We start from the raw sequence: 26,149 nt of genomic DNA, 5'->3' as shown, positions 1-26,149 counted from the left end.
GCCAATGCCGTAAGCGCCCGGGAGACCTCCGGACAGCGCCCACCCCATGATACGCCTGGACAAGATCACCAAGCAGAACGGGCGGCAGCTCGTCTTCATCGAGGCCTCGGCCGCCCTGCAGAAGGGCGAGAAGGTCGGGCTCGTCGGCCCGAACGGGGCCGGCAAGACCACCCTGTTCCGGATGATCATCGGCCAGGAGCAGCCCGACGAGGGGCAGGTCTCGGCCGATCGCGGCATCACGATCGGCTATTTCAGCCAGGATGTCGGCGAGATGTCCGGCCGCAGCGTCGTCACCGAGGTGATGGACGGCGCCGGCCCGGTCAGCACGGTGGCGGCCGAACTTGCCGAGCTCGGCGCGGCGCTCGCCGACCCGGACCGTGCCGACGAGATGGATGCGTTGATCGAGCGCTACGGCGAGGTCCAGGCCCGGTTCGAGGAGCTCGACGGCTACGCCCTGGAGGGTCGGGCCCGCGAGGTGCTCGACGGCCTGAGCTTCAGCCAGGCGATGATGGACGGCGATGTCGGCGCCCTCTCGGGCGGCTGGAAGATGCGCGTGGCCCTCGCCCGCATCCTGCTGATGCGCCCGGACGTGATGCTCCTCGACGAGCCGTCGAACCACCTCGACCTGGAGAGCCTGATCTGGCTCGAATCGTTCCTCAAGGCCTATGACGGCGCCCTGCTGATGACCTCGCACGACCGCGAGTTCATGAACCGCATCGTCACCAAGGTCATCGAGATCGACGGCGGTGCGCTCACCACCTATTCGGGCGATTACGCCTTCTACGAGGGCCAGCGGAAGCTGAACGAGGCGCAGCAACAGGCGCAGTTCGAGCGCCAGCAGGCGATGCTGGCGAAGGAAATCGCCTTCATCGAGCGCTTCAAGGCCCGGGCCTCCCACGCCGCCCAGGTGCAAAGCCGGGTGAAGAAGCTCGACAAGATCGAGCGGGTCGAGCCGCCCCGGCGGCGGCAATCGGTGGCCTTCGAGTTCCAGCCGGCGCCCCGCTCGGGCGACGACGTCGTGATGCTCAAGGGGGTCCACAAGCGCTACGGCAGCCGCACGATCTACGAGGGGCTCGACTTCTCGGTGCGCCGCCGGGAGCGCTGGTGCGTGATGGGCATCAACGGCGCCGGCAAGTCGACGCTGCTCAAGCTCGTCACCGGCACCACGGAGCCCGATGACGGCGCGGTCACGATCGGCGGCAGCGTGAAGCTCGGCTACTTCGCCCAGCACGCCATGGACCTGCTCGACGGCGACCGCACCGTGTTCGAGACACTGGAAGACGCGTTCCCCCAGGCCGGCCAGGGATCGCTGCGGGCGCTCGCTGGCTGCTTCGGCTTCTCGGGCGACGATGTCGAGAAGCGCTGCCGGGTCCTGTCCGGCGGCGAGAAGGCCCGGCTGGTCATGGCGCTGATGCTCTACGACCCGCCGAACTTCCTGGTGCTCGACGAGCCGACCAACCACCTCGACATGGGCACCAAGGAGATGCTGATCGCGGCGCTCGCCACTTACGAGGGCACGATGCTGTTCGTCTCGCACGACCGGCATTTCCTGGCCGCGCTCTCCAACCGGGTGCTGGAGGTGACGCCCGAGGGCATCCACCAGTATGGCGGCGGCTACACCGAGTACGTGGCCCGCACCGGCCAGGAGGCGCCGGGCCTGCGGAGCTAAGGGGCCGCGCCGTCATCGCGAGGGCCGCGAACCGACCCGGGGCAGCGCGTCGTGGGCAAGCATGGCGCGACTGGATTGCTTCGCTCGCGCTCGCAAGGATGGTGAGGGTTCGGGCTGGACGCCCTGCGACCGGCGCGCCGCTATCCCGCCGGGGGTCCCCGCGCTAGGTTGCGCGCAAACGGCCCGGGTGAGACGCCGTGCGACGCCTGCTCAAGTTCCTCCATACGATGGGATCCGCCGGATTGCTCGGGGCGCTGGCGTCCCTGGTGGTCATGCTGGCGCTGACCCCGCCCCCCACCGCCCTGCTCGGCTACGCGGCGATGCGCGGCGCGATGGGCGCGGTGGCCACCTGGGTGTTCCTGCCGTCGCTCGCCGTGACGCTGATGTCGGGGCTGATCGCCATGGCGGTGAACCGGGCCTATCTCAACGCCGGTTGGGCGTGGCTGAAGCTCGCCACCGGCGTCCTGATGTTCGAGGGCGGGCTGGTCTACGTGCAGGGGCCGATGAAACAGGAGGCAGAGCAGAGCGCCCGGGCGCTGTCCGGTCTCCTCGATCCGGCGGCGCTCGCTGTCTCGCTCCCCGGCGAGCGCGGGACATTATGGGTCCTGCTCGCGATCTCGGCTGCCAACGTCGCGCTGGGCATCTGGCGGCCGCGGATCCTGCGAATCCCGAGCTAGGCGTCGAAGCCTGCTATTTGCCGATACAAAAGCCGGCAAACAACCGATCGAGCACGTCCTCGACGCCGACATGACCGGCGACCTCGCCCAGCGCCCGGACGGCGAGGCGGAGATCCTCGGCGACGAGTTCCGGCGGGCTGGTGGCCCCGGCGAGCAGGCGATCGAGATGGGCGGTGCAGGCTTCCAGGGCGGCCCGGTGGCGCGCCCGGGTGATCAGCGCATCGCCCTGCCCCAGGCCGGTCTCAGCCTGCGCCTGGATGGCATCGAGGAGATCGATCAGACCGTGGCCGGTCCGGGCCGAAACACGCAGAACGCCAACCGATCGCTGGCCTTGAAAGCCGGCTAACAGATCGGCCTTGGTGTGAACCGTCATGACGGGCACGGCGGTGCCGGTGAGGTCGGGTGCCGCGCCCTCGGGTGGCACCAGCGCAACGACGAGATCGGCGGCCTCGATCCGTACGCGGGTCCGCCGGATTCCCTCGGCCTCAACGGCTTCCGCCGTTTCGCGCAGCCCCGCGGTATCGACCAGCAGAACCGGCAGGCCGGCGAGATCGAGACGCACCTCGATCGCATCCCGCGTGGTGCCGGGCGTATCCGACACGATGGCGACGTCCCGACGACTCAGCGCATTCAGCAGCGTCGACTTCCCGGCATTGGGCGCGCCCGCCAACACCACGGTGAACCCATCGCGCAGCCGCTCGCCCCTCCGCCCATCGCGGAGGACGGCGGCGATCTGGTCGCGCAGGGCGGCAGCCCGGGCGAACAGCGCGGCATCGAGACTGGCATCGTCGACATCGCCCTCATCGGCGAAATCCAGTGCGGCTTCCGCGGCGGCGAGGCAATCGATCGCCTCCGCGCGCCAGGCCGCGACCTGCCGGCTGAGCGCACCGTCGAGCTGGCGCAGGGCCTGCCGTCGCTGCCCCTCGGTTTCGGCATCGATCAGGTCGGCGACGGCTTCGGCCTCGGCCAGATCCATCCGGCCGTTGAGCACCGCCCGCCGCGTGAACGCGCCGGGTCCGGCGGCCCGGCAACCCGGCATTCGGGCCAGGACGGTGAGCACGCCCATGCGCACCGCTGGCCCACCATGGAGGTGCAGTTCCGCCATGTCCTCGCCGCTGTAGGTGTTCGGCCCCGGAAGCCACGCGACGAGCGCCCGGTCCAGCTCGGTCCCGTCGGCCGGGTCCCGCAGCGTCCGCAGGGAGAGCCGGCGGGGGGATGGCAGAGCCCCGCACAGGGTGCAGAGGACCTCCCGGGCGGCCGGTCCGCTGAGGCGGATGACTGCCACGGCCGCTCGGCCGAAGCCGCTGGCGGGTGCGAAGAGGGTTCTGGTTTCGGTCATGGCTGCAGCGTTGCGCAAGCTTTGCCTTGTTCAGGCCGTGGGTGGGTGTTTCACGTGAAACAGGCCGGCTCCCTATACCGCATCCCGGTGCGGCGCCGATCCGTCTGATCCTGAGGAAACCCCGATGGTTCCCACGCGCCGCACGCTCTGCCGCAGCCTGCTCGCTGCGCCGGTCATCCTGCCGATACGGTTCGCCGGAGCCGAAACGGACGGGGAATTGACGGCGATCGAGCGGCGCATCGGCGGCCGGATCGGCGTCGCGGCCGGATCGGCGGATCGTGTTTTGCTCCGCAACCGGGTCGACGAACGCTTCCCGATGTGTAGCACCGTCAAGGTCCTGATCGCGGCGGCTCTGCTGGCGCGGGTCGATGCGGGCTCCGAGCGGCTCGACGCGTCGGTGACGTATGGGATGGGCGATCTCCTGAGCTATGCCCCCGTCACCCGGAAGGCCCTCGAGACACACGGCGGCACCGGGCAACTCCCGGTGGCCGATCTCTGCGCCGCCGCCCTCGAATGGAGCGACAACACGGCCGCCAATCTGCTCCTCGCCCGCGTCGGTGGACCCGAGGGACTGACCGCGTGGCTGCGGGGCATCGGCGATCCTGTGACCCGGCTCGACCGCACAGAGCCGACCCTGAACACGGCGATCCCCGGTGATCCCCGCGACACCACCACCCCGGAGGCGATGCGCGCGACCCTCGGCCGGATCCTGCTCGGCTCCATCCTGGCGCCGCCGTCGCGCGACCGCCTGGAGGCCTGGATGGTCGGCAGCCAGACCGGCTTCAAGCGGATCCGGGCCGGCCTGCCGAAGGATTGGGCCGTCGGCGATAAGACCGGCACCGGCGACACCGGCACGGTCAACGACGTGGCGATCCTGCGGCCGCCGGGGCGTGCGGCCATCATCGCGACCGTGTACATCACCGGCGCCACCCAATCCGCCGCCGCGGCCGACATCGGCCCATGCCGAGATCAGCCGGCTCATCGCCGCCCGGATCGCCGCCTGAGGCCCGTCTCTCCAGACCATCATGGCCAGATCAGTCCCCAAGACCACCCGGGCGACCCAGGTCCTCGACAAGGCCGGCACGCCCTACAGCGTCCACGCCTACGATTACGATCCCGACGCCCCGCGCATCGGCCTTCAGGCCGCGGAGGCTTTGGGCGTCCCGCCCGGCCGCGTGCTGAAGACCCTGATGGCGGCGGTCGACGGACGCACAATCTGGCTGCTGGTCGCCTCCGACCGGGAGGTGGCGATGAAGCGGGTGGCGGCCGCCTTCTCGGGCAAGACCGCCGCGATGCTCAAGCCCGCCGACGCCGAGCGGCTGACCGGCTACCATGTCGGCGGCATCAGCCCGCTCGGCCAGAAGCGCCTGTTTCCGACCGCGATCGATGCCGGTTCGCTCAGCGATCCGGGCGCCGCAATCCACGTCAACGGCGGCGGTCGGGGCCTGCAGATCCGCTTGGCCGAGGGGGATCTGGTGGCGGTGCTGAAGGCGCTGGTCGTGCCGCTGACCTAACGGCAGGTAATCAGTCATTTACCGCGATTCGCCACGGTACCGGCCCATCGAGGAGATGACGGCGACATGCGGATGATCGGGCGCAGGGACACGATGGCGCTCGGATTCGCCCTGCTGCTCGCCGTCCCCGGCGCGGCCGCGGACCTCGATGTCCGGGGTCCCTACGGACCTGAGCCGAGCGCCCGTCTCCGCTTTTTCCCGCGCAGCGACGGCATCGACCGCCCGCCGGTCTATGCGTATCGGACCCGCCCCGTGCCGGTCGGCTGCACGCCGCGGCGGGCGCCCGTGCCCACCAACGCGCCGGACGATCCGAGCTATGTCGGCTCTGAATACGGCTTGGCGCATCCGAGCTACTATGGCTTCACGCCGCCGCTCGGCGTCGATGACCCCTTCGGCCGCTCCCTGCTCCCCTACTGCCCCTGATTCCCCTCCCCGGCCGCATGCTCTAGACGGGCGGTCCCGCCCCTCCGGAGCCCGTGCCGTGCCTGATTCGGTCCCCCAGCGCTTCAGCGATCCGGCCGCTCTGCGCCACTGCATGGCCGCTTGGCGGGAAGCGGGCGAGCGGATCGTCCTCGTGCCGACCATGGGCGCACTGCACCGGGGACACCTTGCCCTGGTGGCGGAGGCGCAGCGGATCGGCGACCGCGCCGTGGTCAGCATCTTCGTGAACCCGACCCAGTTCGGCCCCAACGAGGATTTTTCCCGTTATCCGCGCGATCTGGAGGTCGACCTCGCACGCCTGGGCGAGGTGGGGACCGACGCGGCCTGGACGCCGACCGTCGAGACCATGTACCCGCCGGGCTTCGCCAGCCGCATCGAGGTCGTGGGCCTGTCCGAGGGGCTGTGCGGGCCGTTCCGACCCGGTCACTTCGCCGGGGTCGCCACGGTGGTGACCAAGCTGCTCAATCAGGTTCGGCCCGACGTCGCCCTGTTCGGCGAGAAGGATTTCCAGCAGCTCCGCGTCATCCAGCAGGCGGTGGCCGACCTCGATATCGGGGTCGAGATCCGCGGCGTGCCGACCCTGCGCGAGCCCGACGGGCTCGCCCTGTCGTCGCGCAACCGCTACCTGTCGCCCGAGGAGCGCGCCATCGCGCCGAAGCTGCACGGGGTGCTGGCCGAGATCGCCCTCGCCTCTCGCAACGGCACCGGCGTCGCCGGGCGGATCGCGGCCGGACGGGCCGCCCTGGAGGCTGCGGGCTTCCGGGTGCAGTATCTTACGGTCTGCGACGCCCGGACGCTGGCGCCGGTCGAACGGGTGGACGGCCCGGCCCGGGTCCTCGTGGCGGCCTTCCTGGGCCGGACGCGGCTCATCGACAATCTCGCGGTTTAGGATCAGCCCTGGCGCTCCGGTCCGACGGCGATCCGCTGGCGGATTGCCCGCGGCCCTGGGGACCGCGCCCCCAACCGGCGGAAGCAGGCTCCCCGCTGCCTCCGTGGCTGCTCAGCCACCCCGCTGAATTTTTCCGTCCGTCCTAACCCCATGATATTGGCGGCGCCGCATCGACCTGTTCTTTGCTGGCGGCGTGATAAGAGTTCGCCCGGCCCCGACCTTCCTGGCCGCCACCCTCGCCTGCGCGGCCCCAGCCCGCGCCGGTGATGCGATCGAGGGCATGGCGGGGCCCTATGGCGAGCGCCTGCGCTACGACGAGAAGGGCCTCAGCCTCACCTTTCCCGCGTCGGACGTCACCCTGGAGATCGGTGGCCGGCTCCATCTCGATGCCGGTGGCGCGCGCTTCAGCCGGCCCGAGGGGCCGGAAGCCTTTCCCGACACCTTCGCGGTGCGCCGTTCCTGGATCGAGCCGACGCTCACGATCGGCCGGGATTGGGTGATCGCCTTCCAGTACGATTTCAGCGACCCGGTGCTGCCAATCAACGACGCCTTCGTGGCCTGGAAGGGGCTGCCCGACACGATCGTGACGCTCGGCAACATGAAGGTGCCGCTGAGCCTCGAATGGCTGCAGAGCAACAACGACACGCTGTTCGTCGAGCGCTCCCTGGCCAACGCCTTCGTGCCGGACCGCCGGTTCGGCTTCGCCATCGGCCATCATGGCCAAGCCTGGACCGCGGTGGCCGGGGTGTTCGGCAACGCGGCCAGCAACGGCATCGCGGGGGACGGGGTGGCGGCCGCGGGGCGGGCCACCTGGGCCCCGATCCTGGAGGAGCGCGAGACCCTGCATGTCGGGCTCGCCGGGATCTATCGCCGCCGCTCCCGGGGGGATGGCGATTTCAGCGTCTCCACCACCCCGGAGGCGGCCCTGTTCACCCGCTCCTTCGTGGATACCGGAGACCTTCCGGATGCGGCGAGCGTGTCGCGGATCGGCGCCGAGTTCGCCTACCGCAACGGTCCGGTCCTGGTGCAGGCCGAGTACATCCGCGCGGAGATCGAGCGTTTCGGTGGCCCCGGTGGGCCCGCCTCGGGTCTCGGCTTCCAGGGCGGCTACGTGGAGGCCGGCTGGGTCTTGAATGGGGAGGGGCGCGGCTATGCGCTCACGCCCAAAGGCGGCACCACCTACGCGACCTTCAAGGGCGTCACCGTGCCGGAGGGCCAGCGGGTCTCCCGGGGCGGGATCGGCGTGTTCGAGCTGGCGGCGCGCTACAGCGCCATCGACCTCAACGCCCGGGGTTTCAGCGGCGGCCTCGAGCGGGACGTGACCCTCGGCCTGAGCTGGTATCCCGAGCCGAACCTCCGCCTGATCGCCAACTACATTCACGGCCGCGTGCGGCCGGGCGAGGCCCAGGCCGACACGGTCGGGCGCGCGCCGTTCTCGGTCGACACGGTCGTCGGGCGCCTGCAGATCTATTGGTAAGGTCGGGTTCCCAAAGGGCTCGCCCTTTGGCGGGGTTCGGGGGCGGAGCCCCTGACAGCGCGCCCCGGGCTCCGCCCTGGACCCGCGCAAGGGCTCGCCCTTTCGAAACTGGGACAGGCGCAGATTCTCAGACGGCCCGGCGCAGGACCGAGCGGAAGGGCCGCCGCTCGGGGGCCGGCTCCGTGGGGGGCGCCGGGGTCTCGGGGGGCGCGGTCAGGACCTCGGCCCGCACCGGACGCGGCGCCGCGAAGACCACGCCCTGCGCGAACGGCACGTCGAGGTCGATCAGGTCGGGGATGTCGGCCTCGTCGCCGACACCCGTGGCGACGAGGCGGATCCCGGCCCGCGCCAGGGCCGGGCCCGTATCCTCGACCGCGATATCCGACAGGCTGCCCCCTGCCTGAGGCCGCAGCAGCATCGCGGCCGGCACGCGGACCTGACCGATGCCGAGGGCGGCGAGTTCCACCGCGTCGAAGCGCAGGTCGTCCGGCCGGTCGAGGCTGAAGCCGATCCGCCCACGCAACGGCATCAGCAGGCCGCGCTGACCGGCATCGAGGCCCCGCCAACTCGCCTGCGGCAGGGCAATCACCAGACCGGCCAGGGATGGATCCTCCGCCACCGTGCGGCCGAGCTCGCGCAGCAGGCCGGGCTCGAACAGCGAGAGCGGCGAGAGGCTGTAGGTCAGCAGGGTGTCGCTGCCGCGGCGCGCGAGGTGCCGTACCACCAGGGAGGCCCGCTGCAGCATGCGGCGGTCCAGCTCGGTGGTGCGGCCATAGCGCTCCAGCACCGGCAGGAACGCCTCCGGCTCGGCCGGGGCCGCGGGACCGAGATCGCCGATCCGCAACCGCGCCAGCGCCTCGTAGGCCACGACCTTGCGCTGGGGCAGGCTGACCACCGGCTGCAGGTGGATCTCCAGCCCGTCCTCCTCGAAGGCCCGGATGATCTCGGCCTCGCTTGCGGGATCCCGCGCCGGCCGGGGCGGGATCGGCCGGGTCTGGATCGGCCGGGTCTGGATCGGCCCTGGGGGGACCGGACGTGGCGGAATCGGCCGTGCCGGGACCGGTGGTTCGAACACAGGCGGCGCCGGGGCGGGAGGCTGAACGTCAGGCGGCTGGAAGGCCGCGGGCTGCCGCGCGACGGCCGCGGGCGGCGGCGGAACCACGGCGGGGATGGGCGCAGCCGCGGTCCGGGGCGGAGGCGCGGGCTCGGGCCGGGCCTTGAAGCTCGCGATCTCGGTATCCTGCGTGCTCACCACCGTCGTGAGATCGCGCACGATGCCCGAGAGGAGGCCGAACTCGACCGTCAGTTCCTCGATCTGGGCGCGGAGCGCCGCCTCGCCGGAGCCGGGGGTCGGCTTGGCACCCGTGGTCTCGACCTTCAGCAGGCGCCGGGACAGGAGATCGACCTCGCCCGACAGCTTCTCGCAACGCTCCGTCAGGGTCTTGATGCGGGCGAGGGCGAGGCCGGACGCCGCGGCCGCCACGGCGCCGAGCGTCAGGGAACTCCAGAGCGGCAGGAACACGGCGAGCGGCCCGAACACGACGAGCCCGATGAGGGCGACCGTCAACAGCCCCGCGTACCGGCCGAGGACCGGGACCATCGTCTGAACACCTGCCGGACTCGCGCGCCGGTCGCCGGGAAGATCCCGCGCGAAGCCCCGCCGGGCGCGAATCGAATCCTTCGATCAATGGCCCGGAGGAACCGGCGCGGCAAGGCCGTGCGCCGGGGCCTATCGATCGGCCGCCTGTTAATTCTGGGCGGTGTGACGCCCACGCCCGCTGGAACGTTGCGGAATCATCACGGCGCGCCTGATTGCGTGGCGATCCGGGATGGGTTGTGCGCGTTGCAAATGCATGGGTCAGCAAAAGGCGCCATAAAGCGTGGCCATGAGCTCCGTACCTCCGCGTAATCCCCGACTTTGCACCGTTCTCGGCGCCGGCGCGCTGCTGGCCGTCTGTGGGACGACCGCGCCCCGTGCGGCCGATCTCACCGCTGATCTTCCGCGGCAGGCGCCGACCTTCACCATGGTCGATCCCAACACATGGATCGTGACGCTGAGCGGCTCGATCCAGGCGATCCCACGTTACCCCGGCGCCAGCGACTACGCGGCGGTGTTCTATCCCTCGATCGACATCCGGAAGGTGGGCGAGCCGCGCCGCTTCTCGACGCCGGATGACGGCTTCAGCTTCGCGCTGTTCGACAACGGGACCTTCCGGATCGGCCCGACCGCGCGGTTCGTGCCCGGGCGCTACTACGGCGACGACCGGCGCCACCTGTTCGGCTTTCGCGACGCGCGCTTCGCCGTGGAGCCCGGCGTGTTCGCGGAGTTCTACCCCGTCTCCTTCATCCGCACCCGGGTGGAGGCCCGGCAGGGGGTCTACGGGCATCACGGCACGGTCGGCTCGGTGGCGGCCGATTACCTGATCCCGGTGGAGAAGTTCCTGTTCTCGATCGGGCCGCGCTTCAACATCGGCGATGGCAGCTATGCCCGGAAGTATTTCGGCGTGTCGCCGATCGAGGCCGCGCTCAACGGCCGCGTCACCCCGTACGATCCGGCGAGCTTCTACTCCGCGGGCGTGCTTGGCGGCATCACCTACACGCAGAACGAGACCTGGGCCTATACGGCCTATGCCGGCTACACCCGCATCCTGGGCGCCTCCGGTGCCAGCCCGCTGGTGCGCCGCCCCTTCGGCAACCCCAACCAGTACCAGTTCGGCCTGCGGATCGACTACGCGTTCCAGATGCCGGCGCTGTTCTGAGCCCGCGCTTGCGCGAACCGCACCGGGCCCCGACATACCGGTGATCCCGTTCACGGAGGCTCACATGGATGCGACGCGCGCCGATCTGCTGATGCGGGTCGAAGGCATGACCTGCGATGGCTGCGCCGCCGCCGTGACCCGCACGGTGAAGCGCCTCGACCCGGCGGCCGAGGTTCAGGTCGACCGGGCGGCGGAACGGGTGGCGATCCGCACCGACGCGCAGGCACTGTCGATCGCCGAGGCGCTCACCAAGGCGGGCTACACGGCCACCGCAATGACGGGCTGAGGCTAGGTTTCGAAAGGTCGAGACCTTTCGCAAGTCCAGGGCAGAGCCCTGGAAGCCGCCTCCGGGCGAACAGCCGTTACGAGCGGGTCAGGTACATACCGGTCAACAGCAGGGCGAAGGCCGCGAGGCCGAACAGGCCCTCCTTGCGATGGGTGGTGTCGAGGAAATGGGCGGCCGCGCCGGCCGCGCAGCAGGCGGCGCCGAGGCCGATCGTGAGCGAGGACATTGGTGTCTCCCCCACCGCGCGTCGCCGGGGCGACGCTGCGAAGCGAGGTCTCCCGGGTGCCTGCCGGACACCGGCGTTCGGCCAGGAATCGGGGACGGAACAGGTTTGCACGCGTTGAATGAGCTGGCAAGCGGCATTCATCAGGTCTTTTTCATCTGTTGAATAGTAAAGCAGCGCCGTCTGCACATCTCGCGATCCAGGCGCGCAAAAAATACTATATTCAGCGTTCGGCTCGGCCCGCTCAGCGACTGAGCCGCAAGGCTTCGCACCGGGGCGCCCCGTTGACCACCCCGCCCGGCCGCCTTTAGACCGGCGGGCAACGCGCCCGGCCTGCATCATCCCTCAGGGATCCGACCCGGCGACAATCCCGCAGATCCTGTTCGAGACCCGATGTCCCTCCCCTCCCCCGACCGGTTCGACGTCGCGGTCGTCGGCGGCGGCCATGCCGGCGTCGAGGCGGCCGCCGCCGCGGCGCGTTGCGGCGCGCGCACCGCCCTGGTCACGCACGATCCGGCCACGATCGGCGCGATGTCGTGCAACCCCGCCATCGGCGGACTCGGCAAGGGCCACCTCGTGCGCGAGGTCGATGCCCTGGACGGGCTGATGGGCCGGGTCGCCGATGCGGCCGGCATCCAGTTCCGCCTGCTCAACCGCCGGAAGGGGCCGGCCGTGCGCGGGCCTCGGACCCAGGCCGACCGGAAGCTCTACGCCGCCGCCATGCAGGCGGCCATCGCCGCCACGCCGGGCCTCACCGTGGTGGCGGGCGGTTGCGAAGATCTGGTTCTCGACGCGGAGGGCCGGATCCAAGGCCTCGTCCTGGCGGATGGGCGCCGCCTCGCCTGCGGCGCCGTGGTGTTGACCACCGGTACCTTCCTGCGTGGCCTGATTCATATCGGCGAGCGCCAGATCCCGGCCGGCCGGGTCGGCGAGGCCCCCGCAATCGGGTTGGCCCAAACCCTCGACCGCCTGGGCCTGCGCCTCGGACGCCTGAAGACCGGAACGCCCCCACGCCTCGACGGCCGGACCATCGACTGGTCCGGCCTGGAGATGCAGGACGCCGATGCCGATCCAGTGCCGTTCTCGACGCTGACGGAGCGCATCATCAATCCGCAGATCCGCTGCGGCATCACCCGGACGACCCAGGCGGTCCACGACCTGATCCGCGCCAACCTGCACCGCTCGCCAATGTATTCCGGCGGCATCGCCAGCCGGGGCCCTCGCTATTGCCCGTCGATCGAGGACAAGGTGGTGCGTTTCGGCGACCGGGAGGGCCACCAGATCTTTCTGGAGCCCGAGGGGCTCGACGATCCGACCATCTACCCGAATGGCATCTCCACGGCCCTGCCCGAGGCGGTGCAGCACGACCTTGTGCGGCTGATCCCGGGGCTGGAGCGGGTCGAGATCCTGCGGCCGGGCTACGCCATCGAGTACGATTACGTCGATCCCCGGGAGCTCGACACCGGCCTTCAGGTGAAAAGCTGTCCCGGCCTGTTCCTGGCCGGGCAGATCAACGGCACCACCGGCTACGAGGAGGCGGCCGGCCAGGGGCTGGTGGCCGGCCTGAACGCCGCGCGCCGGGCGGGCGGCGTTCAGGCCGCGACCTTCGACCGGGCCGAATCCTATCTCGGCGTGATGATCGACGACCTCGTGACCCACGGGGTCAGCGAGCCCTACCGGATGTTCACCTCACGGTCGGAGTACCGTCTGTCCCTGCGGGTCGACAATGCCGATGCGCGGCTGACCCCGCGGGGCATCGATCTGGGCTGTGTCGGCGCGGCGCGAGCCAGCCATTTCGCGGCGTCCCAGCAGGTGCTCGATGCGGCCCGCACGCGGCTGGACACGCTCGCGCTGACGCCGAGCCAGGCCGCCCGCCATGGGATCAGCCTGAACCGTGACGGCATCCGGCGGACCGCCTTCCAGCTGCTCGCATACCCTGAGATCGAATGGCGTGACGTGGCGGCGATCTGGCCGGACCTCGCCGCCGTGCCGGCTCAGGTCGCCGACCGTCTGAAGACCGATGCGACCTACGCGGTCTATCTCGACCGGCAGAACGCCGATATCGCGGCCTTCCGCCGGGACGAAGCCGTGCGACTTCCGGTGAGCCTGGACTACGCGGCGATCAGCGGGCTCTCCAACGAAATGCGTACCAAGCTCGAGACTGTCCGGCCCGGGACCCTGGGGCAGGCGGCTCGCATCGAGGGTGTGACACCCGCGGCCCTGACACTGCTGGCCGCCCATGCCCGACGGGGCGAGCGGGCAGCCCTGGTTCACCCGTCGGCATGATCGACCGGGACCGCGCCCGCATCCTCGCCGCCTCCGGTGTTTCACGTGAAACAGCCGAGCGTCTGGACCTCTATGTCGCCCAGCTCCGCCGTTGGCAGCCGATCAAGAACCTTGTCGGCCCGGCTACTTTGGCGGAGGTCTGGAGCCGGCACATCGACGATGCGCTCCAGCTGCTTGACCTCGCTCCGCAGGCAAAAACTTGGCTGGATCTCGGCTCCGGCGCCGGCATCCCCGGCCTGATCCTCGCCATTGCGGGGCTGGAGCGGGGCATCCGGGTCGATCTCGTCGAGAGCAACGCACGCAAATGCGCCTTCCTCACCGAGACCGCCCGGCTCACCGGGGCGCCGGCCCGGATCCGCAATGCGCGGATCGAGGCAGTGATCGGCGAATACGTCGGAACCGCCGAGATCGTCTGTGCCCGGGCGCTTGCCCCCCTCTCTCAACTCCTTGCCTGGACCGAGCCATTGTTGAAAACGGGCACCACCGGACTGTTTCCGAAGGGCCGGGATGCGCATGCTGAATTGACCCAGGCGGCCGCGCAGTGGACAGTCGTTAACGACCTCGTGCCGAGCCGGACCGATTCCGAAGCCCGAATCGTGCGCGTCACCGCCCTCGCCGCCCCGAGTCACCGATGAGCGAAGCCATCCTCGGCGAGCCCGCCGACCGGTCCATGGAGTCTGCCGTGCGTCGCCCCGTGCGTGTCCTCGCCCTTGCCAACCAGAAGGGCGGCGTCGGCAAGACCACGACGGCGATCAATCTCGGCACCGCGCTCGCGGCCATCGGCGAGGATGTGCTGGTGATCGACCTCGATCCCCAGGGCAACGCCTCGACGGGCCTGGGCATCGATCGGGCGAACCGCCGGGTCTCGACCTACGAGGTCATGGCGGGCGAAGCCTCGCTGGCCCAGGCGGTGATCCCCACGGCGGTGCCGCGGCTGTCGATCGCGCCCTCCACCATGGATCTCCTCGGGCTGGAGCTGGAGCTCGCCACCCTGCCCGACCGGGCGCATCGCTTGCGCGGCACGCTGAAGAGCCTGACTCAGGCGCCGAGCCTGAGCCGGATCAGCTACGTGCTGATCGACTGCCCGCCCTCGCTGAACCTGCTGACCATCAACGCCCTGGCGGCGGCCGATGCCGTGCTGGTGCCGCTGCAATGCGAGTTCTTCGCCCTGGAGGGCCTCAGCCAGCTGCTGCGGACCGTCGAGCAGGTGCGCGGCGCCCTCAACCCGAAATTGACGATCCAGGGCATCGTGCTGACGATGTACGATCCGCGCAACAACCTCTCGGCCCAGGTTGTGGCGGATGTGCGCGGCTTCATGGGCGACAAGGTCTACGAGACCGTGATCCCGCGCAACGTGCGGATCTCGGAGGCGCCCTCGCACGGCAAGCCGGCCCTGCTGTACGACCTGAAATGCGCCGGCAGTCAGGCCTATCTGCGCCTCGCCTCGGAGGTGATCCAGCGCGAGGGCCGGGTTCCGGCGGCCGCCTGACGGCGAATGGAGAGACCCCCGACAAAGGGGGGCGTGTGGAGCGTGAGACGGGTGGCAAGCATGGCGGAGGAGGGGGCAAGACCCCGGCTGGGGCGCGGTCTCGCCGCGCTGATCGGCGATTTCGGCGATGCCGCGCCGGCGCCCGAGAAGGTCGAGGGGCAGCGCAAGGTCGCCATCGAGTTCCTGCGGCCCAACCCGCGCAACCCGCGGCGCAGCTTCGGTGAGGTGGAACTGAGCGAGCTCGCGACCTCGATCACCCAGCGCGGCCTGATCCAGCCGATCGTGGTCCGCCCGATCGGCGACGTACCGGGCACGTTCGAGATCGTGGCCGGCGAGCGGCGCTGGCGGGCGGCCCAGCGCGCCGGGCTCGACGAGGTGCCGGTGGTGGTGGTCGAGATCGACGACCGCGCCTCGCTGGAATTCGCCATCCTGGAGAACGTCCAGCGCAGCGACCTGAACCCGATCGAGGAGGCCTCGGGCTACGAGCGCCTGATGCAGGACTTCTCGTACACCCAGCGGGATCTGGCCGAGATCCTCGGCAAGAGCCGCAGCCATCTCGCCAACACCCTGCGCCTGCTGAACCTCCCGCCCGCCGTGCAGGATCGCGTGTCGGCGGGCGAGCTGACCGCAGGCCATGCCCGCGCCCTGCTGGCGGTGAAGGACCCGGAAGGTCTGGCCCGGCGGGTCGTGGCCGAGGGCCTGTCGGTGCGGCAGGTGGAGGCCCTGGCCTCGGCCGAGGCCGAGCCGTCCGAGACGCCCCGCCCCGGCCGGCCGCGCCTCTCGGCCGAGCGCTCCGCGCCGGTGCGCGATCTGGAGCTGCGGATCCGGCGGGCGCTGGGGGTGGAGGTGACCTATCGGCCGAAGGACGAGGCTTCGGGCGAGATCCGGATCCGCTACGAGACCCAGGACGAACTCCAGGGGCTGCTGAACCGGTTCAAGGTGTCGGACGGCTGAACGAAACCGGGGTTTCCAACGGGCGAGCCCTTTGGCAGGGCGTCGGGGCGGAGCCCCGACAGCGGCCTTGCCCGAATCCAGCAAGGCTCCGCCCTGCACCCGCAAAAGGCCTCGGTCTTTTGAAACCCGGAACTTCTACCGCCGCCGGCGGGCGCCCGCCTCCGCGACCCGCAGCAGCGCCGCCGAGGCCAGGGCGTGGGCCAGTTCCGGCTCGGCCCGGCGGCAGGCCAGGACGGCCGCCTGGAGGGCCACCGCGGCCTGACGCAGGGTACCGGGCGCCCAGGTGCCGAGCTGCCCCTCCAGGCTGGCCTTGCGCTTGAAATGCAGGCCCCGCCACGTCGCCACCATCATGGATGGCGTCTTGTCGGGGTTGTCGAGCCGGGTCGTCAGCAGCGTCAGGGCGTGCCGGAGGGCCGAGCCGAGCACCACCCCCGGATCCAGCCCCTCGTGCCGGAACCGCCGGTAATCGCGCTCCACCGCCTCCCGCCGCCCGTCGAAGGCGGCGTCGATCAGGGTGTTGAGCACGCTCGCCGCCACGTCGCTGGTGATGGCCTCCACGTGATCGAGCGTCACGGTGCCCTCCCCCGCGGCGTAGAGAGCGAGCTTCTCGATCTCCATCAGGCTTGCCCGGCGGTCGCCGCCGAGGCTTCGCGCCAGGACCTCCCGGGCGGCCCGGTCGATCCACAGGCCGCGCTCCTGCAGGGTCCGGTCGATCAGGTCTGCGAGGGTGCGCTCGTCATCCGCGTAGCAGGGGATCGCCAGCGCCTTGGGTGAGCGCTCGCACAGGGTGCGCAGGGGGTTGTTCTTGGCGAGATCGCCACCCTCCACGACGATGCGAGCCTCGGCCACCGGCGCACCCAGCACCGCCTCGACGGCCGGCGCGTAATTGCGGCTCCCGGGCCGGACCCAGATCGACCGGCGCCCGCCGAACAGGCCCATCGTGCCGGCCTCGTCGCAGAGGCGTCCCGGATCGGACGCCAGGGCGTCGCCGTCGATCCGCACCAGCGCGAAGGGATCGGACGGGTCGGTGACGAAATCCTCGGCGAGCTTGCGGGCCCGCTCGGTCACGAGGCCGGTATCGGGGCCGTAGACGAGGATCACCGGAATGCGCGGGTCGGGCCCGCGCCGGATCAGCCCCTCGATCTCACCAGCCTTGGCGGCGACCATTCCGGCTTACGGCTTCGTCGACAGCACGGCGGCCAGCCGGCTCTTGATCTGATCGGACAGCACGCTGGCGAGCCGGATCTCGGCGTCGCGGGCGGCCCGCTGGCTGGCGAAGCGCTGAACGGACCGGTCGTAGGTCGCGGTCGAGGTCGCCACACCCTCGGTGTAGACCTTGCTGCCCGACATGTCCTCCAGGCTGTACTTGATGTTGGCCACCAGGGTGCCGGCCTCGGCGCGGCCGGTGGTCGAGGACACGATCGGGGTCTGCACGATCTCGGAGCCCGAGAGCTTCAGGCGGTAGGTCTTGGTCGCGGGCTGGCCCGATCCGTCGAGGTCGAACACCAGCTCGCTGCGCAGGTAATGGCCGAGCCGCTCCTGGCCCTGCGCCATGGCGACGTCATCGACCTGCACGGAGGCCAACAGCGCCTGGACCGGCACGCCCGAGGCGGTCGGCCCGTAGAGCGGACGGAAACAGGCCGACAGGCTCAAGCAGAGGCCGCCGATGCAGGCGAGGCGTGCGATCCGCCCCACAACCGATACGCTCGAACTCACCATACGCCGTCGTTCCGCCCCGCTCTCGAGGATCATTCTAGCGCGGACAGGGGTGGCCGCGCCACAAGCTACGCGGTGCGGGCTACGATTCCTCTGCGGCGGGAGCGTGGTCGTTCGGTTTCTGAGCCGGCTTCATTCGGAAACCGGTCCTGAACGCCTCCGAGTCAGGCCATCCAACCCGATGCCCGCATCCTGAGATGCCGAGGCGCAGCGGAGGCCGGGAAGGAGATCTCCAGCCAGCACAGCGATCCCTGGGCCTTCCTCCGAGGCCCGCTACCGCGGGCACCTCGGGATGAGGCCGGGGATAGGAGGAATCGGGGCGATCGGAGCCTCAGAGTGTCGCCAGGTAGCCGGAGACGGTGACCACCGCCAGCACGGTCGAGACCAGCACCACGGTGGCGGTCAGGTCCGCCTCGCGCCGGTAGAACTCCGCCAGCATGAACGGCCCGGTGCCGGTGGGCAGCGCCGCCATCAGCACGGCGGTGTGGAGCAGGAGTGGTGGCAGGCCGAACACGTAGCGGCCGAGCCCGTAGGCGAGGAGCGGATGGGCGGCGAGTTTCAGCCCGACCAGCAACGCCGCGATTCGCGCATGCCCGTCCCGCCCCGGCCCGCCCCGGTTCCGGCGCTTCTGGGCGAGGAACAGGCCGAGCGCCACCAGGGCGCAGGGCGAGGCCGCCCCCCCGAGGAGCTTCAGGAAGGTCTCCACGGACCCCGGCACGGCGAGGCCGAGGCTCGGCACCAGCGCACCGAGGGCCGGGGCCACCAGCAGCGGGTTGCGCACCAGGGAGCGGCCGACCGCCAGCCAGATTGGCAGGCGCCGCTCCCCCTGCCCGCCCGCCGGATCCGCCCGGCGCAGCCCGGTCTCGATCAGCACGATCGCCACCGCGAACACGGCGCAGACCGTGAGGATCACCGCCACCGTGGTGGGGGCGAGCGCCTCCGGCCCGAAGGCCACGAGGGCCAGGGGGAATCCCATGAAGCCGGTATTGGCGTAGCCCGCGTTGAGCCCGTCCAGGGCGGCATCCGCCAGGGGTCGCCCGGCCCCACACCGGATCAGGACCGTGAAGGCGAAGACCGCGAGGCTGCTCAACCCGAAGGCGCCGATGAAGCCGGGCTTCCAGAGGGCCGCCCAATGGGCATGGGCCGTGACGTCGAACAGCAGCGCCGGCAGGGCCAGGAAGACCACGAACCGGTTGAGTTCCGTGGTGGCGGCGGCGCCGAGCACGCCGATCCGCCGGGCGAGCCACCCGGCGAAGACGAGCGCGAAGATCGGCAGCACGACCGGGAGGGTCGACAGCATGGCGGGTCCGGATCGAAGGACGAGGCTCCGGCCTTAGGACGAAGTGCCCGCCGATCTCCAGTGCCGGGGGCGGGGACCTGCCATGCCGGTGGCCCCGTGCCCCCCGATCCCTGCCCTGGCCCCCTGCCCCGTCGGCTACCAGCGGTAGATCAGGCTGCCGATCACCGTGGCGGGGGCACCGCGGAAGCAATTGCCGAACGCGCAGGTATTATAGGTCCGGTCGAACACGTTAGTGGCGTTGATCTGCGCGCGCAGGCCCTGATACTTCGGGTCGATCGCGGCGAAATCGTAGGCCACCAGCGCGTCGTAGAGCGTCACGGTGGGGTTGCGCACCGTGTTGTCGTCATCGGCGAAACTCGTGCCGATGTAGCGGATGCCGCCGCCGATCGTCAGGCCGCGCAGGGGCGAAGACGTCGGGAACGCGTAGGTGAGGAACGACGCGTAGGTGTCGGCGGGGATGCCGGAGACGCGGTTCCCGTCCTGCGTCGCACCTGTGAACGCGGTCTGGCTCAGGAAGCGGAAGTCGAGGTGCGTGTAGGCGATGGTCAGGTTCGTGCCCGGCGCGAGATTGGCGGTCGCCTCGGCCTCGAAGCCCCGGGAGCGCACGGCCCCGGTGGCGGATTGGAAGGCGAGGTTGGTCGGATCGGTGCGCAGGATGCTCGACTGCTCGATGTCGAAGCCCGCGAAGGCCGTCTGGATGTTGGTGCCGGGGATCAGGTATTTCACGCCGGCCTCGATCTGGTCGCCGGTCGCCGGCTTGAAGGCCTGCCCGCGCACGTCGGTGCCCACCTGCGGCGTGAAGGTCGTGGCGTAGCTGGCATAGGGCACGAGGCCCGGCGCGAGGACGTAGCCCAGGCCGACGCGGCCCGTGAAGGCGGTGTTGTCCTGGCGGGTCGCCGTGCTGACGGGCGTCGCGCGGTTGTCCTGTGAGACCCAGTCGTGCCGCCCGTTCAGGGTCAGGATGAAGTTGCCGAACCTGGCCTGGTCCTGCAGGTAGACGCCGATCTGATCCTGCGCCTGGCGCGTGGGGCTGGCGAGCGTCGGCGTCGGGATGAATTGCCGGCCGTAATTCTGGGTGACCAGATCGAGGTCCGGCGCCGGGCCGGCCCCGAAGCGGTTGCTCAGGCCGTAATGGGCATAATCCACCCCCGCCAGCAGGGTGTGGGCGACCGGACCGGTGACGAGGTGCGCCTCGATCTGGTTGTCCAGCGTCTGCTGCACCAGCCCCTCCCGGATGTAGCCGGTCGAGCGCGAAGCGAGCGTGCGCGCCGCGTTGATGGAATCGATGCCCGTGTACTTCGCGCTGAGGAAGACGCCGTAGTGGCGGAAGTTCTGGCGGACGATCAGATCCTCCGAGAACCGGTGCTCGAAAGCGTAGCCGATTCGGTACTGGGTCTGGTCGAGGCCGGCGAAGCGCGGATCGCCGCTGTAGTACTTGGTCACCCGGAAGCCGGGATCGTTGTAGTAGAACACGGTTGCGGGCGTGTTGCGGACCTGGAACTCGCTCAGGACGGTGAGGGTGGTGTCGGCCGAGGGCTTCCACGTGAAGGCCGGGGCGATGTTGAGCTGGTCGTCGTTGGTGCCGCGGCCGATGAAGGTGCGGGCTTCCCGCCGCACGCCGGTGAGCCGGTACGCCATGGTGCCGTCCGAGCCCGCGACCGGACCGCCGAGGTCGAAATTGCCCTGGAAGCGGTCGAAGCTGCCGGACTGGAACCAGACCTCGCCGAAGGGCGCGAAGACCGGGCGCTTCGACGTGACGTCGAGGATGCCGCCCGGTGAGCCCAGGCCATAGAGGCCCGAGGACGGGCCGCGCAGGATCGTCACGGCCTCCAGCCCGTAGGGCTCGATGCGCGGGAAGATGAAGCCGCTGCCGATCTGGCGCAGGCCGTCGCGGTAGACGCCCTGGTTGGAGAGCACGTCGAAGCCGCGGATGAAGACCTGATCGAAGCGCGGATCGAAGCCCGACACGTTGATGCTCGCCCCCGGGACATAGGCCAGGGCGTCGCTGAAGGACTGGACGTTGCGGTCGTTCAGCTGCTCGCGGGTGACGACCGAGACCGATTGCGGCGCCTCGATCAGCGGCGTGTTGGTCTTGGTGGCGGTGGGGCTGATCCGGGCGACGTAGCCGGTGACGCCGGAGGGCCCGCCCCCGCCGCCGCTGGTCGCCGCCGTGCCGCCGTCACCCAGGCTCAGGTTGCCGCCCAGCCCCGCACCGGCCGGAACCACGGGCCCGGGGCCGACGGCTTCCACGGAGATCTCGTTGAGCTGCACGCTCCGGTCCTGGGCGATGGCGGGGCCGAGGGCGGGCGCCACGAGGGCCGTGGAGGCGAGGAGCAGCCCAAGGCGGGCGGAACGCATGAACATCGAAAACCCTGTTGTGTGCCGTTGGAGTGGCACCGGGCTCACGATGGTTCGATCACGGGTTGTTGATCAAGCCAAATACGTGTTGTAAATCACACACTTAGAAGACTTAAAAAGTGGAATCGTTCGAGCCTAGAATTCCAGCGGCGGTTCGCGCAGGGCCTCGCTCTCCCGGGTGCAGATGGCCTGATCGGGGGGCGTCCCGGCCCCCGCCATCGCGGCCCGGAGTTCGGTGCGGGCCTTCTCCAGGTCGGCCCGGAAGGTCGGATCGCCCATCAGGGCGGCGAAGACCGACGTGCCGGTGAGGCGCCCCGCCACCACGTCGCTCAGCCAGTGCACCCCGCACACGACGCGGCTCTCGCCATAGGCCCGCCCGCGCACCAGGATCGGGGTCGCCTTCTCGGGTACCAGGGCGGCCAGGATCAGCGCGTAGGCCCAGCCCTGCGTCGCGTGACCCGACGGGTAGCTGAAGCTGTCGGCGAGCTTCTCGGTCCGCTGCACACAGATCGGTGCCTCGTTGCCCACGAAGGGGCGCAGGCGCCGGTAATGCACCTTCGGACCCCGGGTGGCATGGGCGAGGTCGAGACGGGCGCGTTCCAGAAGGTTGATCACCGCCGGAACCCGGGTCTGGTCGATCCGGGTGCCGAGCACGCAGGCGAAGTTCTCCAGCACCGCGGCGGCGCCCTCGGCCACGTCGTTGGCGGCGATCTCCCAGCGGGGGCTGCCCTTGAGGACGCGGGTGTTGGCGAAGGCCGCCCGGTCGGCCTTGTCGAGGGGTGCGTCGTGGCCTGGCGGCGGCGGCAGGATCTGGACCGCGTCCGGCAGCGCCGTATCGGCGAGATAGGGTTTCACCGCCGGCTTGCCGGGCTTGAGCGTGTCGGCGCCGAGCGAGGGCGGGGCCGCGGGGGCCGGCGACGGGGCGGGGCGGGGCGCCTCTTCGGCCCGGGCCGGGATGGCGGAGGCCAGCAGAAGGACGAGGACCGCCGAAGGGAAGGGGGGCCGGAGCGGGAGGCGCATCATCGGATCCGGGGCTCTCTCGGATGCTTCCGCGGGGTGCTCCCGCCCTGCCGGATGAACGGTTCAGCCAGCCCGGTCAGTCCGTGCACAGGTGGAGGATCGTGTCCAGGGGTGCTCGACCCCGGCCGGGGTGGGGTGGTTGACCCCAGGTGGGGTGGTTGACCCCAAGGGCGCGCCGTCAAGCTTGAAGCGAGCCACATGATCTAAGCGGCATCTCCCGGGGATAGGATCAAGCTGCCATGACCGAAACGGACCCAACCCTTTCACTGGCCGAACAGGCCCAGATCGCGAATCTGATGACGGCCCAGATCGATGTGCTCCTCATGGACCTGCATCGGCGACGCGCCGAACTGGCGGCGCAGATTGCCAGCCTGCACGGGCAGGATTCGAGTGGTCTTACACGGATCGACAAGCTCCGCACCGACCTGAACGCTGAGATCAACAGCAGCTTGGCGGCGATCGATGCGCTGATCGAAGAGACCGAGACGGCCGCCCAGGGGCTCCGGCGCGAGGCCGCGTCGGCGTGAGCCTTTAGCCGGGACGCGGCCGAAGCGCCCTGATCGCGATGCCGCCGAGCCTCCGCCGGGCGCCCTGCCCCGAGGATCCTCAGGCCGCCCGGATGGCGGCCGCGACGGCGCCCGGATGCTCCTCGTGCGGGCTGAGCGCCCCGGGAATCGCGGCGCCCGTCACCCGGCCGGAGGCGATCAGCGCGTCCATCTCGGCCCCGGAGCGCCGCGGCGCGCCTTCGGGGCGCAGGACCAGGGTCGGCGGCAGATCCCCGGCGAACAGGTCGAGGAAGTCCATGCGGCTGCCCACCGGGTCGAGGCCGCCGGTGACGAAGGCCGCGGTGCCGAACCGGCCGTTGCGCTGGCGGGTGATGGCGTGCTTCTCGCGAACCAGGGCCGGGGTCACCCGGGCGGAATCGGCGTAGACATGGGCGCGCAGCATCCGGCCGATGATCGGCGGGCTGATGTTGATCCGATAGAGCGCCTCGCCCAGGAGCGGCGCCTCCACGGCCCGGCGGATCCGCGGGAACCAATGGGCGCGCCCCGGCATCGCGGTGGGCAGCGGCCCCCGCCAGGTCGGCGCCACCAGCACCAGCCGGCCGAAGGTTTTTGGGTGGCGCCGTGCCGCCGCGACCAGATAGCCGGCGGCGTGGCCGGCCGCGACCCCGAGGGCGTAGGGGCCCGGGGCGGCCTCGAGCAGTGCGTCCAGGAAGGCGTGGAAGGTTTCGGGGGCCAGCGGCACCCGCGCCCGCGGACGCGCGCCGAAGCCCGGCCAGTCGGGGATGCGGCAGCGATAGTCGGCGCCGAGCGCGTGGGCGAGGTCCCGCATCTCGGCCCGGGCCGAGATGGTCGAGAGGGCCGGGAGCAGCAGCGCCTCCGGCCCCTGTCCGATCCCGTCGCAGGGTGTCGGCACCGGCCGGCCCGTCACCGTGAGGTTCAGCGCCTGCGTGTCCATCCGGCGGTCCACCGATCGGGGATCCCAAAGGGCCGGGCCCTTTGGTGGGTCGCCAGGGCAAAGCCCTGGCGTATGGGGACGCGCGTCAGGTGCGCAGCAGCTCGTTGATGGCGGTCTTCGACCGGGTTCCGGCATCGACGCGCTTGACGATCACCGCACAGTACAGGCCCGGGCCCGGCGAGCCGTCCGGCAGGGCCTTGCCGGGCATCGTGCCCGAGACCACCACCGAGTAGGGCGGCACGCGGCCATACATCACCTCACCGGTGGTGCGGTCCACGATCTTGGTGGAGGCGCCGATATAGACGCCCATCGACAGGACGCTGCCCTGGCCGACGATCACACCCTCGGCCACCTCGGCGCGGGCGCCGATGAAGCAATCATCCTCGATGATCACCGGGTTGGCCTGGAGGGGCTCCAGCACGCCCGCGATGCCGGCGCCGCCGGAGATGTGGCAGTTCTTCCCCACCTGCGCGCAGGAGCCGATCGTCACCCAGGTGTCGACCATGGTCCCCTCACCCACATGGGCGCCGAGGTTGACGAAGCTCGGCATCAGCACGGCGCCCGGCGCGATGTAGGAGCCGCGGCGCACGAAGCAGCCCGGCACGGCGCGCAGGCCCGCTTCCCGGAATTCCGCCTCGCCCCAGCCGGCGAATTTGGAGGCGACCTTGTCCCACCACGGCGCGCCGCCGGGGCCGCCCTCGATCGTCGCCATGTCGTTGAGGCGGAAGGAGAGCAGCACCGCCTTCTTGAGCCACTGGTTGACGACCCAATCCTGGTTGCCGGATTTCTCGGCGACCCGGGCCTTGCCGGAATCGAGCAGGTTGAGCGCGGCCTCGACAGCCTCGCGCACCGCGCCCTTGGTGGCGGTCGTGATGGTGGCGCGGTCCTCCCAGGCGGATTCGATGGTCTGGGCGAGATCGGAATGGGGCATGTCAGCCTGGGACATGAAGGTCGAAACACTCTCGTGGCGGGTGCCCGTGCTTACAAGCGGGCACCGGGGCTGTCACCTGAGGAGATGCCGTCGATCACCTCAAGGAGCCCGCGCACCTGATCGAGGTCGGCCACCAGACCGGCGAGGTCGTCGGCCAGCGTATCGTGGACCGCCTGCGCGGCCTGCGGGAACTCCTCCAGCACGCGGCGCATCAGGGTGGGCGTGATGCGCATGACCTCGGCGGCGCTCTCGGCCCGCGCCCCAGTCGGGCGCGTTCCACGGACGAACAGGGCGAGCTGCCCGATCAGGGCGGAGCGGCCGGCCCGCACCGGCTCGGTCCGGGCGTCCCGGGGTTCGAGCCGGATCGTGCCCGACAGCACCACGAAGCCGCCATCGGCCGGGTCGCCCCGGGAAAACAGCACATCGCCATCCGCGAGTTCGCGGCGCTCGGCCGCGAAGGTCAGCAGGCGCAGGGCATCCCGGTCGAGGAAGCCGAACAGCGGCGCGGCGGCGAGGATCGCGATATCGTCGTCGAGCCCCAAGAACGCCTCACCACCCTGCGCATACGCGAACCGATTGATCGCCTATACGGTAAACGTCTTTTCGTCAGGGCAGCAACTTGTATCCACCGCCTTCCGTCACCAGGATCGCGGCGGTGGCGGGGTTCGGCTCGATCTTCTGGCGCAGCCGGTAGATATGCGTCTCCAGCGTGTGGGTGGTGACGTGGGCGTTGTAGCCCCACACCTCGGCGAGCAGCGTGTCGCGGTTCACCACGGCCCGGCCGGCCCGATAGAGGAAGCGCAGGATCGCGGTCTCCTTCTCGGTGAGCTTGAGCTTCGAGCCGCGCTCGCCGACCAGCAGCTTGGCGCCGGGCCGGAACGTGTAGGGGCCGATCTGGAACACCGCGTCCTCGGAGGCCTCGTGGCTGCGCAGATGGGCGCGGATCCGGGCCAGCAGGATGCCGAACTTGAACGGCTTGGTGACGTAATCGTTGGCGCCGGCCTCCAGCCCCTCGACATGGTCGGCCTCGGAATCCTGGGCGGTGAGCATGATCACCGGCCCGCGGAAGCCGCCGGCGCGCATCCGGCGCACGGCCTCGCGCCCGTCGAGATCGGGCAGGCCGACATCCATCACGGCGAGGTCGATGCGCTCCGTGGCCGTCCGCCGGATCGCGTCCGCGGCGTTCGCCTCGGTGAAGACCGAGAACTCGTCGCAGAGATCGAGCTGCTCGGTGAGGGTGTCGCGCAGGATCGCGTCGTCGTCGCAGATCAGGAGGCGGTAGGCATTCGGCATCGTCCGGGCCCCAGGACAGGCCGCCGGCGGGGGAGGGTGATCCTCCCGGGGGGCAGCACGCAAGACT

The 26,149-nt window shown here is 70.6% G+C and carries 25 protein-coding genes and 1 pseudogene; 14 read left to right on the top strand and 12 right to left on the bottom strand.

Annotated features, from left to right (window positions below):
* Positions 1-46 precede the first annotated feature (46 nt).
* Together MKK88_RS15520 and MKK88_RS15515 are read left to right on the top strand one after the other, a co-directional pair.
* Positions 47-1,669 (top strand): ABC-F family ATP-binding cassette domain-containing protein, encoded by a 1,623-nt coding sequence (locus MKK88_RS15520; protein ID WP_244001165.1) that lies wholly within the window; start codon positions 47-49, stop codon positions 1,667-1,669.
* Positions 1,670-1,866: 197 nt separating this feature from the next.
* Complete coding sequence (locus tag MKK88_RS15515; protein ID WP_244001163.1) at positions 1,867-2,346, top strand: hypothetical protein; 480 nt, start codon at positions 1,867-1,869, stop codon at positions 2,344-2,346.
* A 13-nt stretch (positions 2,347-2,359) separates the two neighbouring features.
* Here MKK88_RS15515 and mnmE read toward each other — a convergent pair whose 3' ends face one another.
* Entirely contained in the window at positions 2,360-3,685 is a 1,326-nt protein-coding gene (gene mnmE / locus MKK88_RS15510) for a tRNA uridine-5-carboxymethylaminomethyl(34) synthesis GTPase MnmE (RefSeq protein ID WP_244001161.1), read from the bottom strand.
* Between the two features lie 124 nt (positions 3,686-3,809).
* Between mnmE and bla the strand changes: the two are divergent.
* From bla to MKK88_RS15485, 5 genes and pseudogenes are all read left to right on the top strand, one after another.
* Positions 3,810-4,631, top strand: a pseudogene (gene bla / locus MKK88_RS15505) (class A beta-lactamase); the annotation flags it as partial.
* Between the two features lie 79 nt (positions 4,632-4,710).
* Positions 4,711-5,199 (top strand): aminoacyl-tRNA deacylase, encoded by a 489-nt coding sequence (locus MKK88_RS15500; RefSeq protein ID WP_244001159.1) that lies wholly within the window; start codon positions 4,711-4,713, stop codon positions 5,197-5,199.
* Between the two features lie 66 nt (positions 5,200-5,265).
* Entirely contained in the window at positions 5,266-5,622 is a 357-nt protein-coding gene (locus MKK88_RS15495) for a hypothetical protein (protein WP_244001157.1), read from the top strand.
* Positions 5,623-5,680: 58 nt separating this feature from the next.
* Positions 5,681-6,529, top strand: a complete 849-nt coding sequence (gene panC, locus MKK88_RS15490; RefSeq protein WP_313902322.1) for a pantoate--beta-alanine ligase — start codon at positions 5,681-5,683, stop codon at positions 6,527-6,529.
* A 193-nt stretch (positions 6,530-6,722) separates the two neighbouring features.
* Positions 6,723-8,006, top strand: a complete 1,284-nt coding sequence (locus MKK88_RS15485; protein ID WP_244001156.1) for an OprO/OprP family phosphate-selective porin — start codon at positions 6,723-6,725, stop codon at positions 8,004-8,006.
* 127 nt (positions 8,007-8,133) lie between these two features.
* Here the strand turns inward: MKK88_RS15485 and MKK88_RS15480 are convergent, their stop codons facing one another.
* A complete protein-coding gene (locus MKK88_RS15480; protein ID WP_244001154.1) occupies positions 8,134-9,606 on the bottom strand; it encodes an EAL domain-containing protein in 1,473 nt (490 codons plus the stop codon).
* A 286-nt stretch (positions 9,607-9,892) separates the two neighbouring features.
* Here MKK88_RS15480 and MKK88_RS15475 point away from each other — a divergent pair, with 286 nt between their 5' ends.
* Both MKK88_RS15475 and MKK88_RS15470 read left to right on the top strand, forming a co-directional pair.
* A complete protein-coding gene (locus MKK88_RS15475) occupies positions 9,893-10,765 on the top strand; it encodes a MipA/OmpV family protein (RefSeq protein WP_409566671.1) in 873 nt (290 codons plus the stop codon).
* A 64-nt stretch (positions 10,766-10,829) separates the two neighbouring features.
* A complete protein-coding gene (locus MKK88_RS15470; RefSeq protein WP_244001151.1) occupies positions 10,830-11,051 on the top strand; it encodes a heavy-metal-associated domain-containing protein in 222 nt (73 codons plus the stop codon).
* 76 nt (positions 11,052-11,127) lie between these two features.
* On the opposite strand, the gene MKK88_RS15465 is transcribed toward MKK88_RS15470, so the two are convergent.
* Positions 11,128-11,277: a hypothetical protein gene (locus MKK88_RS15465; protein WP_167627704.1), complete on the bottom strand. Its 150-nt coding sequence runs from the start codon at positions 11,275-11,277 to the stop codon at positions 11,128-11,130.
* A gap of 390 nt (positions 11,278-11,667) precedes the next feature.
* On the opposite strand from MKK88_RS15465, the gene mnmG reads away from it, so the two are divergent.
* The 4 genes from mnmG to MKK88_RS15445 are packed head-to-tail and all read left to right on the top strand — an operon-like array spanning position 11,668 to position 16,003.
* Positions 11,668-13,560 (top strand): tRNA uridine-5-carboxymethylaminomethyl(34) synthesis enzyme MnmG, encoded by a 1,893-nt coding sequence (mnmG, locus tag MKK88_RS15460; RefSeq protein WP_244001149.1) that lies wholly within the window; start codon positions 11,668-11,670, stop codon positions 13,558-13,560.
* Positions 13,557-14,195 (top strand): 16S rRNA (guanine(527)-N(7))-methyltransferase RsmG, encoded by a 639-nt coding sequence (rsmG, locus tag MKK88_RS15455; RefSeq protein WP_244001147.1) that lies wholly within the window; start codon positions 13,557-13,559, stop codon positions 14,193-14,195. The genes mnmG and rsmG overlap by 4 nt, the downstream gene beginning before the upstream one ends.
* Complete coding sequence (locus MKK88_RS15450; protein WP_279602319.1) at positions 14,192-15,049, top strand: ParA family protein; 858 nt, start codon at positions 14,192-14,194, stop codon at positions 15,047-15,049. The genes rsmG and MKK88_RS15450 overlap by 4 nt, the downstream gene beginning before the upstream one ends.
* A gap of 60 nt (positions 15,050-15,109) precedes the next feature.
* Positions 15,110-16,003, top strand: a complete 894-nt coding sequence (locus tag MKK88_RS15445) for a ParB/RepB/Spo0J family partition protein (protein WP_244001145.1) — start codon at positions 15,110-15,112, stop codon at positions 16,001-16,003.
* 135 nt (positions 16,004-16,138) lie between these two features.
* Here MKK88_RS15445 and holA read toward each other — a convergent pair whose 3' ends face one another.
* The 5 genes from holA to MKK88_RS15420 all read right to left on the bottom strand — a co-directional run bounded on the left by holA (position 16,139) and on the right by MKK88_RS15420 (position 22,397).
* Positions 16,139-17,170 (bottom strand): DNA polymerase III subunit delta, encoded by a 1,032-nt coding sequence (gene holA, locus MKK88_RS15440; RefSeq protein ID WP_244001143.1) that lies wholly within the window; start codon positions 17,168-17,170, stop codon positions 16,139-16,141.
* Between the two features lie 6 nt (positions 17,171-17,176).
* On the bottom strand, positions 17,177-17,722 hold the full coding sequence (gene lptE / locus MKK88_RS15435) for an LPS assembly lipoprotein LptE (protein WP_244001141.1): 546 nt from the start codon (positions 17,720-17,722) through the stop codon (positions 17,177-17,179).
* A 328-nt stretch (positions 17,723-18,050) separates the two neighbouring features.
* Positions 18,051-19,019 carry an AEC family transporter gene (locus MKK88_RS15430; RefSeq protein WP_244001139.1) on the bottom strand — a complete coding sequence of 323 codons (969 nt, stop codon included), beginning with the start codon at positions 19,017-19,019 and terminating at the stop codon, positions 18,051-18,053.
* 135 nt (positions 19,020-19,154) lie between these two features.
* Entirely contained in the window at positions 19,155-21,383 is a 2,229-nt protein-coding gene (locus tag MKK88_RS15425; protein WP_244001137.1) for a TonB-dependent siderophore receptor, read from the bottom strand.
* A 129-nt stretch (positions 21,384-21,512) separates the two neighbouring features.
* Positions 21,513-22,397, bottom strand: a complete 885-nt coding sequence (locus MKK88_RS15420; RefSeq protein WP_409566670.1) for an acid phosphatase — start codon at positions 22,395-22,397, stop codon at positions 21,513-21,515.
* A 239-nt stretch (positions 22,398-22,636) separates the two neighbouring features.
* On the opposite strand from MKK88_RS15420, the gene MKK88_RS15415 reads away from it, so the two are divergent.
* A complete protein-coding gene (locus tag MKK88_RS15415) occupies positions 22,637-22,924 on the top strand; it encodes a hypothetical protein (RefSeq protein WP_244001134.1) in 288 nt (95 codons plus the stop codon).
* Between the two features lie 79 nt (positions 22,925-23,003).
* On the opposite strand, the gene MKK88_RS15410 is transcribed toward MKK88_RS15415, so the two are convergent.
* The 4 genes from MKK88_RS15410 to MKK88_RS15395 form a co-directional block, all read right to left on the bottom strand.
* On the bottom strand, positions 23,004-23,858 hold the full coding sequence (locus MKK88_RS15410; RefSeq protein ID WP_244001184.1) for an alpha/beta fold hydrolase: 855 nt from the start codon (positions 23,856-23,858) through the stop codon (positions 23,004-23,006).
* A gap of 85 nt (positions 23,859-23,943) precedes the next feature.
* A complete protein-coding gene (gene dapD, locus MKK88_RS15405; protein ID WP_244001182.1) occupies positions 23,944-24,789 on the bottom strand; it encodes a 2,3,4,5-tetrahydropyridine-2,6-dicarboxylate N-succinyltransferase in 846 nt (281 codons plus the stop codon).
* 50 nt (positions 24,790-24,839) lie between these two features.
* Positions 24,840-25,331 (bottom strand): cyclic nucleotide-binding domain-containing protein, encoded by a 492-nt coding sequence (locus MKK88_RS15400; protein WP_244001133.1) that lies wholly within the window; start codon positions 25,329-25,331, stop codon positions 24,840-24,842.
* Positions 25,332-25,395: 64 nt separating this feature from the next.
* Entirely contained in the window at positions 25,396-26,082 is a 687-nt protein-coding gene (locus MKK88_RS15395; protein ID WP_244001131.1) for a response regulator transcription factor, read from the bottom strand.
* Positions 26,083-26,149: the final 67 nt, after the last annotated feature.

Source organism: Methylobacterium sp. E-005, from assembly GCF_022829725.1.
Classification (GTDB): domain Bacteria; phylum Pseudomonadota; class Alphaproteobacteria; order Rhizobiales; family Beijerinckiaceae; genus Methylobacterium.
Note: the sequence above shows the minus strand (reverse complement) of the source record. Positions and strands in the feature narration are given on the sequence as shown.

Bases quoted from the DNA above. Each gene is read 5' to 3' on its own strand.
- MKK88_RS15425 (WP_244001137.1), bottom strand. From the start codon at position 21,383: ATGTTCATGCGTTCCGCCCGCCTTGGGCTGCTCCTCGCCTCCACGGCC.
- MKK88_RS15480 (WP_244001154.1), bottom strand. From the start codon at position 9,606: ATGGTCCCGGTCCTCGGCCGGTACGCGGGGCTGTTGACGGTCGCCCTC.
- MKK88_RS15395 (WP_244001131.1), bottom strand. From the start codon at position 26,082: ATGCCGAATGCCTACCGCCTCCTGATCTGCGACGACGACGCGATCCTG.
- MKK88_RS15410 (WP_244001184.1), bottom strand. From the start codon at position 23,858: ATGGACACGCAGGCGCTGAACCTCACGGTGACGGGCCGGCCGGTGCCG.
- lptE (WP_244001141.1), bottom strand. From the start codon at position 17,722: ATGGTGAGTTCGAGCGTATCGGTTGTGGGGCGGATCGCACGCCTCGCC.
- MKK88_RS15500 (WP_244001159.1), top strand. From the start codon at position 4,711: ATGGCCAGATCAGTCCCCAAGACCACCCGGGCGACCCAGGTCCTCGAC.
- MKK88_RS15520 (WP_244001165.1), top strand. From the start codon at position 47: ATGATACGCCTGGACAAGATCACCAAGCAGAACGGGCGGCAGCTCGTC.
- mnmE (WP_244001161.1), bottom strand. From the start codon at position 3,685: ATGACCGAAACCAGAACCCTCTTCGCACCCGCCAGCGGCTTCGGCCGA.
- MKK88_RS15475 (WP_409566671.1), top strand. From the start codon at position 9,893: ATGAGCTCCGTACCTCCGCGTAATCCCCGACTTTGCACCGTTCTCGGC.
- MKK88_RS15450 (WP_279602319.1), top strand. From the start codon at position 14,192: ATGAGCGAAGCCATCCTCGGCGAGCCCGCCGACCGGTCCATGGAGTCT.
- MKK88_RS15445 (WP_244001145.1), top strand. From the start codon at position 15,110: ATGGCGGAGGAGGGGGCAAGACCCCGGCTGGGGCGCGGTCTCGCCGCG.
- MKK88_RS15465 (WP_167627704.1), bottom strand. From the start codon at position 11,277: ATGTCCTCGCTCACGATCGGCCTCGGCGCCGCCTGCTGCGCGGCCGGC.
- MKK88_RS15430 (WP_244001139.1), bottom strand. From the start codon at position 19,019: ATGCTGTCGACCCTCCCGGTCGTGCTGCCGATCTTCGCGCTCGTCTTC.
- rsmG (WP_244001147.1), top strand. From the start codon at position 13,557: ATGATCGACCGGGACCGCGCCCGCATCCTCGCCGCCTCCGGTGTTTCA.
- dapD (WP_244001182.1), bottom strand. From the start codon at position 24,789: ATGCCCCATTCCGATCTCGCCCAGACCATCGAATCCGCCTGGGAGGAC.
- mnmG (WP_244001149.1), top strand. From the start codon at position 11,668: ATGTCCCTCCCCTCCCCCGACCGGTTCGACGTCGCGGTCGTCGGCGGC.
- holA (WP_244001143.1), bottom strand. From the start codon at position 17,170: ATGGTCGCCGCCAAGGCTGGTGAGATCGAGGGGCTGATCCGGCGCGGG.
- MKK88_RS15470 (WP_244001151.1), top strand. From the start codon at position 10,830: ATGGATGCGACGCGCGCCGATCTGCTGATGCGGGTCGAAGGCATGACC.
- MKK88_RS15495 (WP_244001157.1), top strand. From the start codon at position 5,266: ATGCGGATGATCGGGCGCAGGGACACGATGGCGCTCGGATTCGCCCTG.
- MKK88_RS15415 (WP_244001134.1), top strand. From the start codon at position 22,637: ATGACCGAAACGGACCCAACCCTTTCACTGGCCGAACAGGCCCAGATC.
- MKK88_RS15420 (WP_409566670.1), bottom strand. From the start codon at position 22,397: ATGCGCCTCCCGCTCCGGCCCCCCTTCCCTTCGGCGGTCCTCGTCCTT.